We start from the raw sequence: 11,914 nt of genomic DNA, 5'->3' as shown, positions 1-11,914 counted from the left end.
ACGCCCCGCGCGCGGGGCGGAGGGGGCGCCGGCGAGTCCGCCCCCGCCCCCGCCCCGGGCCGGGCGGGCCGCCCCTCCGGCCGGCCCCCCCCCGGGCTCCGGTTCCGCGCCGCCCGCGGCCCCGGCCCGGTGGCCGTGCCGGGCGGGGAGACCCCGCCCGGCGTTCACTTCGAGACGTAGAGGATCTTCCAGCTGCCCGCGTACAGGCAGTTCAGGGAGGGCTTGGAAGCCTTGCGCTCGGAGCAGACCTTGAGCTCGACCTGGTAGAGGTCGTGCTGGGTGAACGAGAACGACTTCGGGGTGCCGTAGGAGCAGTCGACGACGCTGCGGTGCTTGAACGGCAGGTTCTTGCCGTCGGGGGTGCGGTAGGTGAGGCGGAAGACCGCCCAGCCGCAGGAGGAGTCCCTGGTCAGGTCGTAGACCTTGCCGGAGATCTTGCCCCTCTCGGCGGCGGGGATGTCGGCGTGGTCCTCACCGTAGACGGTGATCGAGCCGTGCGTCTTGGCCCTCCTGCCGGGGGCGTAGTAGGTGCCCCACGGGCCGGCGCCCTGCTCCGCCGTCGTGTCGGCGGCCGCCGGGCCGCTCCGCGTCGGCGCGGTCGCCGCCTGGGCGGTCGCCGGGGCGATGGAGACGAGTGCGGTGGCGAGGGCGAGTCCGGTGAGAAGGCGGCTGATCGTCATGGGAGGGATTCCTTTCCTGCTGGTGTGACCACAGTGTGTGATGGGCCGCTTTCAACCGGGTTGACCGCTCACTGCAAACGAGTATCAGCCACTTATAAGGGGGAATGTGGAGTCAACAGGAGGTAAGTGCATGGAAGCGCTGGGAATAGACATCGGCGGGTCGGGGATCAAGGGTGCGCCGGTGGACGTCACGAGAGGGCGGCTGACGCGGGAGAGGCGGCGCATCCCCACACCGAGCCCTGCCAAGCCCGAGGCCGTGGCCGAGGTGGTGGCGGAGATCGTCAAGCATTTCGCCTGGGAGGGGCCGGTGGGGGTCACCTTCCCCGGGATCGTGCTCGACGGGGTCGCCAGGTCGGCCGCCAACGTGGACAAGGACTGGATCGGCACGGACGCGCGGAGGCTGTTCTCCCAGGTCACGGGGTTGCCCGTCACCGTGCTCAACGACGCGGACGCGGCCGGTCTGGCCGAGGTGGCGGCGGGGGCCGCGAGGGGCAGGCCGGGGGTGGTGATGATGCTGACCTTCGGCACGGGGATCGGCAGCGCCCTGCTCATCGACGGCCGCCTGGTGCCCAACACCGAGCTCGGGCATCTGGAGATCAGGGGCAAGGAGGCCGAGAAGCGCGCCTCCGACCACGCGCGCGAGGCGCACGACCTCGACTGGGCAGAGTGGGCCGAGAGGGTGCAGGAGTATCTGGAGCACGTCGAGGCGTTGTTCTCCCCTTCGCTGTTCATCATCGGGGGAGGGGTCAGTAAGAAGGCGGACAGGTTCCTGCCCCTGATCAAGCTGCGCACCCCGATCGTCCCCGCCGGCCTCCAGAACGAGGCGGGCATCGTGGGCGCCGCCATGGCGGCCCTGGCGTAGCGGCGACCTTCCCCCAAGCCGCCCGCCCGGGTGCGCGCTTCGCGCGGGCGGCTCGCGAGACGGCCCTCGCCGGGACACGCGTTTCTCGTGAGAGCTCGAAGGTCGTCCTCAAGACTCGAAGGTCGTCCTCAAGAAAGGCTCCCGGCGGTGCTCACCGGCGGCTATCACGCACGGTCCGGGAGCGGTTTCCGAGAGGAGTCTGAAACTTTCATTTCTCCAGAAAACTGTTCGGTGAGGTCAGAGGCTGGGACGGTCCCATTCAGGGGCCTCCGACGTGCAACAAGCTGTACACATCCTCGAAACATCCGGACTATGGGAGCGCTCCCACCATCGTCCTGGAGATGATTACGAATGACAGTCAATCCGCGCCGCCATACCTGGCGCAACCGGGTGGCGACCATGGCGGCCATGTTCGTGGCCGCCGCCGGTCTTGCCACCGGGCAGGCCGCCACGGCGCACGCCGCGGTCGCCTGCGACGTCGCCTACACCACCAATGACTGGCAGGGCGGATTCACCGCCAACATCACTCTGAAGAACCTCGGTGACCCGCTCACGAGCTGGACCCTGGGCTTCACCTTCGGCGCCGGGCAGACGATCCAGCAGGGCTGGTCGGCCACCTGGGCACAGTCGGGCGCTCAGGTCACCGCGAAGAACCTCGCCTGGAACGGCGCCCTCGCCACCGGTGCCTCCACCAGCATCGGCTTCAACGGATCGTGGAACGGGAGTAACCCCAAGCCCACCTCCTTCACGGTCAACGGCGTGACCTGCGGCGGGCAGACCCCGGTCAACCAGCCCCCCACGGTCAGCCTGACCAGCCCCGCCTCCGGAGCCACCTACCAGGCCGGTGCCGCCGTGCCGCTCGCGGCGACCGCGAGCGACGACGGCTCCATCAGCAAGGTGGAGTTCTACGTCGACGGCACGCTGGTCAACACCGACACCACCGCCCCCTACTCCTACTCCGCCACCGGTCTGGCGAGCGGCTCCCACACCGCGAGTGCCAAGGCGTACGACAACGCCTCCCCGGCGCTCTCCACCCAGACCGCCGCGGTGCCCTTCACCGTGGGCGGCGGCAACACGACGCCGTCGATCGTCGCCTCCCCGACCTCCCTCAGCGTCCCCGAGGGCTCGTCGAGGACGGTTGGTTTCCGGCTCAGCCAGGCGCCGAGTGGCAACGTCACGGTCAGCCTCGCCAAGACGGGTGACAGCGACATCACCATCGCGCCCAGCACGCTGACCTTCACCACCGCCAACTGGAACACGGCGCAGAACGTGACGGTCTCGGCGGCCCAGGACGCCGACCAGACCAACGGCACCGCCACCATCACGGCCACCGCCCCCGGACACACCGCCGCCACCGTGGCCGTGACCGAGGCCGACGACGACGGCCCCACCACGCCGGTGGAGCACGTCGACAACCCCTACGCCGACGCCGACGGCTACGTGAACCCCGACTGGTCGGCCAAGGCCGCCGCCGAGCCCGGTGGCACCGCGGTCTCCAAGATCTCCACCGCCGTGTGGCTGGACCGGATCGCCGCCATCGAGGGCACCTCCTCGGGCAGGGGCCTGCGCGCCCACCTGGACGAGGCCCTGCTGCAGGACGCGGCCAACGGCAGCAAGCCGCTGACGATCCAGGTCGTCATCTACAACCTGCCCAACCGCGACTGCTCGGCGCTCGCCTCCAACGGTGAGCTGCGCGTCTCCGAGAACGGCATGAACCGCTACAAGACCGAATACATCGACCCGATCGCCGCGATCATGGCCGAGTCGAAGTACGCCGGCCTGCGGATCTCGACGATCATCGAGATCGACTCGCTGCCGAACCTGGTGACCAACCTCAACCTGGCGGCGTGCCAGGAGGCGAAGGACAGCGGCGCCTACGTCAACGGCGTCCGCTACGCCCTGGACAAGCTGAGCGCGATCAAGAACGTCTACACCTACATCGACGCCGGTCACCACGGCTGGCTTGGCTGGGACTCCAACTTCGGCCCGTCCGCCGACCTGTTCGCGAGCACCGTCTCCGGCACCCTCAAGGGCTTCGACAGCGTGGACGGCTTCATCACCAACACCGCCAACTACTCGGCGCTGCGTGAGCCGCACTTCACCATCAACACCAACGTCAACGGCCAGAGTGTCCGCCAGTCCAAGTGGGTCGACTGGAACTACTACGTCGACGAGCTCTCCTTCGCTCAGGCGTTCAGGAACACGCTGATCCAGAAGGGCTTCAAGTCCAACATCGGCATGCTGATCGACACCTCCCGCAACGGCTGGGGAGGCTCGGCCCGCCCGGCCGCTCCCAGCACCTCGACGAACGTGGACACCTTCGTCAACCAGTCGCGCGTCGACCGCAGGGTCCACGCCGGCAACTGGTGCAACCAGAACGGTGCCGGACTGGGCGAGCGCCCGCAGGCCAGCCCCGCCGCCGGTCTGGACGCCTACGTCTGGGTCAAGCCTCCGGGTGAGTCCGACGGCTCCAGCAAGGAGATCCCGAACAACGAGGGCAAGGGCTTCGACCGGATGTGCGACCCGACCTACGGCGGTAACGAGCGCAACGGCAACAACCCCACCGGCGCCCTGGGTGACGCCCCGGTCTCCGGCCAGTGGTTCTCCGCCCAGTTCCGCCAGCTGCTGCAGAACGCCTACCCTCCCCTCCCGTAACCCGCTGACCCCGGATCCCGCCCCGGCGGGATCCGGGTGAGGCCCGATGCGACGGCCCCGTCACCCCCTACAGGGGGAGGCGGGGCCGTCCCCTTCCGGGGAAGGGGACGGCGTACGGTCCGATATTGGGATGCGGTGGCGCGGTGTCTCGGGCAGCATGGGCGGTTGGGCCTTCGCACAGGGGCCTTCAGGTGTGGAGCCCCACACGCGTCTCACGACCGCGGGTGAGCCTTCACACGTGGGCCGAAAGTATCCTGGGTTCAGTATGGGAACGCCTCCTTTGACATCGTCTCTCTCCGACCTGCACGCGCGCCTGCCCGAGCTCACGCTGCGTGACCAGCGGCGGCTTCGCCGCAGGCTCGACGGGGCACGCAGGGTCAGAAACCGCGCCGCGCAGCAGAAGATCGCCACGGAGATCACCTCCGACATCGAGCGAGCAGAACGGCGCGTCGCCCGGCGCCGCGCCGGTGTCCCCGCGATCACCTATCCGGAGGCGCTGCCGGTCAGTCAACGCAAGGACGACATCCTGGAGGCGATCCGCGACAACCAGGTCGTGATCGTCGCCGGAGAGACCGGTTCCGGCAAGACCACCCAGCTGCCGAAGATCTGCCTTGAGCTGGGCAGGGGCGTGAGGGGCCTGATCGGGCACACCCAGCCCCGCCGCATCGCGGCCCGCACCGTGGCCGAGCGCGTCGCCGAGGAGCTCGACACCCCGCTCGGCGACGCCGTGGGCTACAAGGTGCGCTTCACCGACCAGGTGGGCGACGGCACCCTCGTCAAGGTCATGACGGACGGCATCCTGCTGGCCGAGCTGCAGAACGACCGCGACCTCGACCAGTACGACACGCTCATCGTCGACGAGGCGCACGAGCGCAGCCTCAACATCGACTTCATCCTGGGCTACCTCAAGCAGCTGCTCCCGCGCCGCCCCGACCTGAAGGTGATCATCACCTCGGCGACGATCGACCCCGAGCGATTCTCCCGGCACTTCGGCGACGCGCCGATCGTGGAGGTCTCCGGCCGGACCTACCCCGTCGAGGTGCGCTACCGGCCGATCGCCGAGGACGACGACCAGATCCAGGCGATCGGCAAGGCGGTCGACGAGCTGTGCGCGGAGGGACCCGGCGACATCCTCGTCTTCCTCAGCGGCGAGCGCGAGATCCGCGACACCGCCGAGGCGCTGTCGAAGCGCAAGGACGCGGAGATCCTGCCGCTGTACGCCAGGCTGTCCGCCGCCGAGCAGCACCGGGTCTTCCAGTCGCACACCAACCGCCGGGTCGTGCTCGCCACCAACGTGGCCGAGACCTCGCTGACCGTGCCGGGCATCAAGTACGTGGTCGACCCCGGATTCGCCAGGATCTCCCGATACAGCCACCGCACCAAGGTCCAGCGCCTGCCCATCGAGGCGATCTCCCAGGCCTCGGCCAACCAGCGCAAGGGCCGCTGCGGCCGCGTCTCCGAGGGCGTCTGCATCCGGCTGTACGAGGAGGACGACTTCGTCACCCGGCCGGAGTTCACCGACCCGGAGATCCTGCGTACCAACCTCGCCTCGGTCATCCTGCAGATGACCTCGATCGGCCTGGGCGACATCGGCGCCTTCCCGTTCGTCGAGCCGCCCGACCAGCGCCAGGTCAAGGACGGCTACGACCTGCTGCTTGAGCTGGGCGCCTTCGACCAGGGGCGGCGGATGACCCCGCTCGGCCGCAAGCTGGCGGGCCTGCCGGTCGACCCGCGACTGGCCCGCATGGTGCTGGAGGCCGACCACAACGGCTGCGTCCGCGAGGTCATGGTCATCGCCTCCGCCCTGTCGATCCAGGACCCGCGCGAGCGACCGGCCGACAAGCAGCAGGCCGCCGACGAGAAACACCGCCGCTTCGCGGACAAGGAGTCCGACTTCGTCTCGTACCTGAACCTGTGGGAATACCTGCAGGAGCAGCAGAAGGAGCTCTCCTCCAGCGCGTTCCGGCGGCTGTGCAAGGCCGAGTTCCTCAACTACCTGCGCGTCCGCGAGTGGCAGGACGTCTACGGCCAGCTCCGCCAGATGTCGAAGACCCTGGGCGTCACCCTCAACAGCACCCCCGGCGACGAGCAGAAGATCCACATCTCCCTGCTGTCGGGTCTGCTGTCGCACGTCGGCGTCAAGGACATCGACAAGAAGACCGCCGACGCCGCCGGCGGCGGTCGCCGCCCCCCGAACGAGCCGCGCAGGCCGTTCACGGAGTATGTCGGCGCGCGCAACGCCCGGTTCGCGATCTTCCCCGGCTCCGCGCTCGCCAAGAAGCAGCCGCTCTGGGTGATGTCGGCCGAGCTGGTGGAGACCTCCAGGCTCTGGGCCCGGGTGAACGCCAAGATCGAGCCCGAGTGGGTCGAGCCGCTCGCCCAGCACCTGATCAAGCGCACCTACTCCGAGCCGCACTGGGAGAAGAAGCAGGGCTCGGTGATGGCCTACGAGAAGGTGACGCTGTACGGCGTCCCGATCGTGGTCCAGCGCAAGGTCAACTACGGCCGCATCGACCCCGAGCTGAGCCGGGAGCTGTTCATCCGGCACGCCCTGGTCGAGGGCGACTGGGAGACCCACCACGCCTTCTTCACCGAGAACCGCAGGCTGCTCGAAGAGGTCGAGGAGCTGGAGGAACGGGCACGGCGCCGCGACATCCTCGTCGACGACGAGACGCTGTTCGACTTCTACGACCAGCGCGTCCCCGCCGACGTCGTCTCCGGACGCCACTTCGACTCCTGGTGGAAGAAGGTTCGCGCCGACCAGCCCGACCTGCTCAACTTCGAGAAGTCGATGCTGATCAGCGAGACGGCGGGCGACGTCAGCAGACGCGACTACCCCGACGTGTGGCGTCAGGGCGGCCTGCGCTTCCCCCTCACCTACCAGTTCGAGCCCGGCACCGACGCCGACGGCGTCACCGCGCACATCCCGCTCGCGCTGCTCAACCAGGTCAACGTCGAGGGTTTCGACTGGCAGATCCCCGGGCTGCGCGAGGAGTTGCTCACCGCGCTCATCCGGAGCCTGCCCAAGCACATCCGGCGCAACTTCGTCCCCGCCCCCAACTACGCCAAGAAGGCGCTCCAGCGGGCCGAGCCCACCCAGGAGCCGCTGCTCGCGGTGCTGGAGCGCGAGCTGCTGAACCTGACCGGTGTCCAGGTGCCGCGCGAGGCATGGCAGCCCGACCTCGTCCCCGACCACCTCAGGATCACCTTCCGGGTGATCGACGGGCGCAGGCACAAGCTGGCGGAGAGCAAGGACCTGGCCGAGCTGAAACGGCGGCTCGCCCCCAAGCTCCGCCAGACCCTGTCCAAGGCCGCAGGGCTGGAGAAGACCGGCCTGACGGGATGGACCGTGGGCGCGCTGCCCAAGACGTTCGAAGAGCGCAGGATGAAGGCGTACCCGGCACTCGCCGACGAGGGCGCCACCGTGGCCGTACGGATGTACGAGACCGAGACCGAGCAGCGCCGGGCGATGTGGGAGGGCACCCGCAGGCTGCTGCTGCTCAACACCCCGTCACCGGCCAAATGGGTGCTCGGCCGCCTCGGCAACCAGTCCAAGCTCGCCCTGAGCCGCAGCCCGCACGCCGGCGCCACCGCGCTGTTCGACGACTGCATCGCCTGCGCCGCCGATCACCTCATGGCCGAGCACGGCGGCCCGGTCTGGGACGAGACGGCCTTCACCGCACTGCACGACAGGGTCAGGGCCGAGCTGTTCGACACCACCGCCGAGGTGGTCGCTCGCGTCGAGAGCGTCCTCAAGGTCTGGCACACCGTCTCGACCCTGCTGCCCGAGTCTCGCTCCACCCCCGCTATCGAGGACATCCGCGACCAGGTGGCCAACCTCGTTTACCCGGGTTTCGTCACCGACACCGGTTACAAGCGACTGCCCGACCTGCTCCGCTATCTCAAGGGGGCCGAACGGCGGCTGGAGAAGGTGCACGAGGACGCGTTCCGCGACGGAGAGCGGATGGACAGGGTGCACGACATCGAGGACGAGTATCACGAACTGGTCGAGAAGCTCCCACCGGCCCGCCGCTCCGACGACGACGTCCGCCAGATCCGCTGGATGATCGAGGAGCTCAGGGTGAGCTACTTCGCGCAGACCCTCGGGACTCCGTACTCGATCTCCGACAAGCGCATCCGCAAGGCGATGGAGAAACTCTGAGGGGCTGTCCCAGGAGGGGCCGTTCGGCTCCGGAGTGATTCCCGCGGAACCGTTGCCGCACGCCGAGGCCCCGTCAAGGGGCGGGAGTCACAGGAAGATCGAGGTGTCGAGGTCGAAGTCGACGGGGGAGGGGATGCGGAGCGGCTTGCCCATCTCGGTGTGGGTCATGGTCCGGTAGGTGCCCTCTTCGGGATCACTCAGGACCGTGACCGCCGGCGGGGAGGCGACCGGATCGACGATCAGCATGATCGGGACGCCGCAGCCCGCGTAGATCCTGGGCTTCGTGGCGCGGTCCATCTCCATGCTCCCGGGTGAGACGATCTCCGCCACCAGAATGAGCCCCGAGGAGAGGATCTCACGCTCACCCCAGAGTGGAGCGTCCACCGGGACCAGACAGTAGTCGGGCACGATGGTGTCACGAGGGCCTTCGACACAGATGTCGACATCGCCGGAGAAGCTTTCCCAGCCGTTCTCGTCCTCCACGGGAATCAGGGCTCTGCTGAGAGATCTGGCTACGCGCGCGTGCCGGGGGGTCGCGGAAGGACTCACGATCAGGTTCCCGTCGATGACTTCGGCCCGAAGGCCGCGGATAGGGGGAAGGGACTCGAAGATCTCCCTCGGGGTGCGAGGGAATGGTTGCTCTTCTGGGACGGAGGGCTGAGCGGGTGGCTGGGGTGCGGTGCGCGGGACGGATCGCTGAGACGCTGTCATAACCATCGGATTTGTATCCCTCCGTGTCCGAACATGCACTCTGAGTGTGTCACAAGGCTTTCCGGGGTGAGAGAAAAATGATCCCTGCGTGCGGGCCGCGGCGGAGTTTCCGGCGCCGGATGTGGAGGCTTTCCGTGAACAGAGAGTCCGCAACGAGCGGAACGGCCGAAGGTGCCGCGGCTGGGCGAGCCGGATGCGGGGGCCTTCCTTGAATGGGGCGCTGAGGTCGCCGTCCGGTGGGTGGCCGGCCGGTCGGGTTAAAGGAGGATCGAGGTGTCGAGGTCGAAGTCGACGGGGGAGAAGATGCGGAGCGGCTTGCCCATCTGGACGCGTGTGACGGTCTGGTAGGTCCCGTTCTCCGGGTCGCTCAGTACCGTGACCGTGGGAGGGGTGGCGATCGGGTCGACGAGCAGCATGACGGGCACCCCGCCCGTGGCGTAGATGCGAGGTTTGTCGTCACGGTCGACCCGCGTGCTCCCGGGGGAGACGATCTCGGTGACCATGATCAATCCAGAGGATCGTAGCTCCAGTGTGCCCCAGCGTGGACAGTCGGCGGGGGCGAGCACGAGGTCGGGGACGAGACTGTCTCGGGGGCCATCGATGCAGACGTTCACCCCACCCACGTGGGCGTGCCACTTCCGCTCCATGACGACCGGCTGCAGCGCGTACGAGAGAAGCGTCGCGCTCCAGCTGTGTTCGGGGGTGCCCACGGGGCTCACGATCAGGTTCCCGTCGATGACTTCGGCGCGAAATCCGGGGGTGGGGGGCAGGATTTCGAGAAGATCCCGCGCCGTATGGGTCGGCGACGGATTCTTCCGGGGAACATGGCGGGCGGGACGGCCGCGTGCCGTTGTCACCATGAAGTCTCTCCCTCCGTGTTCGAGTGATGACTCTAAGTCTCGCATGGTGGTGTGGTGTGGTGCGGCGCGACGCGTATGGTCCGTGGTCGCGGGTCGGCCTGGCGGCGACGTGGCGCGGGCGTGGAGGCGGGGCCGGGAGCATGGCCGGGTTGCGGGTGGCCCCGGTCCCGTTCGGTGAGGGAGGTGGGTGACGCGGTCCCGCTCGATGCGGTCCCGAGTCGCCGGACTACGATCGTGGGCCTGAAAGGGAAAGGGAGGCACCGTGGTCCGGGCGCTGGTGTTCGACGTGGGCGAGACGCTGATCGACGAGACGCGCATCTGGTCGCGCTGGGCCGACAGGCTGGGCGTCACCCGGTTCACCATGCTCGGCGTGCTCGGCGGCATGGCCGCGCTCGACCGGTCGTTCGAGGACGCGTTCCGGCTGCTGAGGCCCGGGTTCGAGGTCGAGGCCGAGCAGGAGGCGTGGAAGCGCGACGACCCCACCGGGCTCCGGGTGAACTTCGACGCCGACGACCTCTATCCGGACGTACGGCCCGCCCTCGCGGCGCTGCGCGACCTCGGATACGAGCTGATCATCGCGGGCAACCAGCCTCCGCAGGCGCGCGACGCGCTCGTCGCGATGGACCTGCCCGTCGACGCGATCCACACCTCCGACGGCTGGGGTGTCTCCAAACCGGCCCCGGAGTTCTTCGCCAGGGTCGTCGCGGTGTCGGGCCGCGAGCCCGGCGAGATCCTCTACGTGGGCGACCGGCTGGACAACGACGTCCTGCCCGCCCGAGCGGCGGGCATGCGGACCGCGCTGATCCGCCGGGGGCCCTGGGGGCATCTCCACGCGGAGCGCCCCCGCGCCGCCGAGGCGGACCACGTGGTCGACGACCTGCACGCCCTGGCCGCCGCCCTCGCCCGCTGACCGCCGGGGACGAGACCGAGCCGGCCCCGGGACCTGACCGCATCGCCGAGTCGCGGCTTCGCGGGGCCCCGGGGTCCTCATGTGTCGCGGTGCCCGAGCGGGTGGCGTGCTCCCGGTGCTCAGGTGTCGCGGTACTCGATGTCCGGCTCGATGTGGACGGCGCGCTCCTCGGCCGACAGGTCGCCGTCGTCGGGGCCCACGTCCGAGGCGTACTCCTCGGACGTCTCGTCGGGGCTCAACCCCTCGTCCGGCGCCACCAGGCGGGTATCGTCGCGCGGGGCCCTCTCGCGGTCCGGTGCCTCGCGCCGGAGGCGCTCGTCGAGGGTGTCACGGTGCTCGTCGTCGTGTTCGACGATCTCGTGGTTGAGGCCGAGGTCGTCGGTCCACTCCTCGACCTCGACCGCCTGCTCGTCGCTCAGACCCTCGCGGTCTGGGGGCATTTCACTCATACCGCGGCCCTACCCGTTTTATCGCCTTGAATCCCAGGTCAGGTGTTCGTCCCCTCCCTGGCGGGGCCCGTGACCGGGTGGCTCAGCCGCCGGTGTCCGAGAGGCCGTTCGGCAGGTAGACGGGACGTTGGTTCTCGCGGGCCAGGCGCCCCGCGGCGAGGCGTGGGGCGATCTCCCCCGGCAGGAGGGACATCGCGATGTCCCAGGGGAGGAACGCCGCCTCGTCGAGTTCCTCGGCCTGCAACCGGATATGGGCGGTGTCGTCCAGGACGCCACCGTCGAACATGAAGTGGATCACCGGGCGGGGACGGTCCCTCGCCGGCGGTGTCCACTGGACCACGAGCAGGTCGCCCGCCTTGACGGACACCCCGAGCTCCTCGGCGACCTCGCGCGTCGCGCCGTCGTGGGGCGCCTCGCCCTCCTCGACGATCCCGCCGGGGAAGTTCCAGCCGGGCCGGTAGTTGGGCTTGACCAGCAGGACGCGGTCCTCCGCGTCGGTGAGCAGCATGCAGGCCGAGACGAACACGGTGGGCAGGGACGCGTACCACTCGGCGGGGTCGAGATAAGGCTTGCTCATCCGCGTCACGTTACCTTCGCCGACGGCCGGTCGTGGCCGGAACCCGCC

General features: G+C 69.1%; 9 protein-coding genes and 2 pseudogenes. 6 read left to right on the top strand and 5 right to left on the bottom strand.

Annotated elements, in window-relative coordinates; all coding sequences use genetic code 11:
• Positions 1 to 180: pseudogene (locus AB0B90_RS24135) on the top strand (hypothetical protein); the annotation flags it as partial.
• Here the strand turns inward: AB0B90_RS24135 and AB0B90_RS24130 are convergent.
• On the bottom strand, positions 165 to 680 hold the full coding sequence (locus AB0B90_RS24130) for a hypothetical protein (protein ID WP_362924901.1): 516 nt from the start codon (positions 678 to 680) through the stop codon (positions 165 to 167). The pseudogene AB0B90_RS24135 and the gene AB0B90_RS24130 sit on opposite strands and share 16 nt — an antisense overlap.
• 130 nt (positions 681 to 810) lie before the next feature.
• On the opposite strand from AB0B90_RS24130, the gene ppgK reads away from it, so the two are divergent.
• The 4 genes and pseudogenes from ppgK (at position 811) to hrpA (ending at position 8,359) form a co-directional block, all read left to right on the top strand.
• Complete coding sequence (gene ppgK / locus AB0B90_RS24125) at positions 811 to 1,542, top strand: polyphosphate--glucose phosphotransferase (protein ID WP_350946064.1); 732 nt, start codon at positions 811 to 813, stop codon at positions 1,540 to 1,542.
• 351 nt (positions 1,543 to 1,893) lie between these two features.
• A pseudogene (locus tag AB0B90_RS24120) lies at positions 1,894 to 2,298 on the top strand (cellulose-binding domain-containing protein); the annotation flags it as partial.
• Between the two features lie 3 nt (positions 2,299 to 2,301).
• Positions 2,302 to 4,197, top strand: a complete 1,896-nt coding sequence (locus AB0B90_RS24115; RefSeq protein ID WP_350946113.1) for a glycoside hydrolase family 6 protein — start codon at positions 2,302 to 2,304, stop codon at positions 4,195 to 4,197.
• Positions 4,198 to 4,462: 265 nt separating this feature from the next.
• Positions 4,463 to 8,359, top strand: coding sequence for an ATP-dependent RNA helicase HrpA (gene hrpA, locus AB0B90_RS24110; RefSeq protein ID WP_362924898.1), 3,897 nt, complete (start codon positions 4,463 to 4,465; stop codon positions 8,357 to 8,359).
• An 87-nt stretch (positions 8,360 to 8,446) separates the two neighbouring features.
• Here the strand turns inward: hrpA and AB0B90_RS24105 are convergent, their stop codons facing one another.
• Together AB0B90_RS24105 and AB0B90_RS24100 are read right to left on the bottom strand one after the other, a co-directional pair.
• Positions 8,447 to 9,070 (bottom strand): Uma2 family endonuclease, encoded by a 624-nt coding sequence (locus AB0B90_RS24105; RefSeq protein ID WP_362924896.1) that lies wholly within the window; start codon positions 9,068 to 9,070, stop codon positions 8,447 to 8,449.
• A 257-nt stretch (positions 9,071 to 9,327) separates the two neighbouring features.
• The gene (locus AB0B90_RS24100; RefSeq protein ID WP_362924894.1) at positions 9,328 to 9,930 is read right to left on the bottom strand and encodes a Uma2 family endonuclease; all 603 of its coding nucleotides are present in this window, start codon (positions 9,928 to 9,930) and stop codon (positions 9,328 to 9,330) included.
• Between the two features lie 262 nt (positions 9,931 to 10,192).
• Between AB0B90_RS24100 and AB0B90_RS24095 the strand changes: the two genes are divergently transcribed.
• A complete protein-coding gene (locus tag AB0B90_RS24095; RefSeq protein ID WP_350946068.1) occupies positions 10,193 to 10,840 on the top strand; it encodes an HAD family hydrolase in 648 nt (215 codons plus the stop codon).
• A 119-nt stretch (positions 10,841 to 10,959) separates the two neighbouring features.
• On the opposite strand, the gene AB0B90_RS24090 is transcribed toward AB0B90_RS24095, so the two are convergent.
• Together AB0B90_RS24090 and AB0B90_RS24085 are read right to left on the bottom strand one after the other, a co-directional pair.
• Positions 10,960 to 11,289 carry a DUF5709 domain-containing protein gene (locus tag AB0B90_RS24090; RefSeq protein WP_350946069.1) on the bottom strand — a complete coding sequence of 110 codons (330 nt, stop codon included), beginning with the start codon at positions 11,287 to 11,289 and terminating at the stop codon, positions 10,960 to 10,962.
• Between the two features lie 82 nt (positions 11,290 to 11,371).
• Complete coding sequence (locus AB0B90_RS24085) at positions 11,372 to 11,866, bottom strand: NUDIX hydrolase (RefSeq protein WP_362924892.1); 495 nt, start codon at positions 11,864 to 11,866, stop codon at positions 11,372 to 11,374.
• Between the last annotated feature and the right edge of the window lie 48 nt (positions 11,867 to 11,914).

This window comes from Streptosporangium sp. NPDC049078 (assembly GCF_040648855.1).
Lineage (GTDB): Bacteria > Actinomycetota > Actinomycetes > Streptosporangiales > Streptosporangiaceae > Streptosporangium.
The sequence above is the reverse complement of the archived record's forward strand: the minus strand, read 5'-3'. Positions and strand labels throughout refer to the sequence as shown.

Coding starts and splice junctions, on each gene's coding strand:
- AB0B90_RS24130 (WP_362924901.1), bottom strand. CDS start 680: ATGACGATCAGCCGCCTTCTCACCGGACTCGCCCTCGCCACCGCACTC.
- ppgK (WP_350946064.1), top strand. CDS start 811: ATGGAAGCGCTGGGAATAGACATCGGCGGGTCGGGGATCAAGGGTGCG.
- hrpA (WP_362924898.1), top strand. CDS start 4,463: ATGGGAACGCCTCCTTTGACATCGTCTCTCTCCGACCTGCACGCGCGC.
- AB0B90_RS24105 (WP_362924896.1), bottom strand. CDS start 9,070: ATGACAGCGTCTCAGCGATCCGTCCCGCGCACCGCACCCCAGCCACCC.
- AB0B90_RS24100 (WP_362924894.1), bottom strand. CDS start 9,930: ATGGTGACAACGGCACGCGGCCGTCCCGCCCGCCATGTTCCCCGGAAG.
- AB0B90_RS24090 (WP_350946069.1), bottom strand. CDS start 11,289: ATGAGTGAAATGCCCCCAGACCGCGAGGGTCTGAGCGACGAGCAGGCG.
- AB0B90_RS24085 (WP_362924892.1), bottom strand. CDS start 11,866: ATGAGCAAGCCTTATCTCGACCCCGCCGAGTGGTACGCGTCCCTGCCC.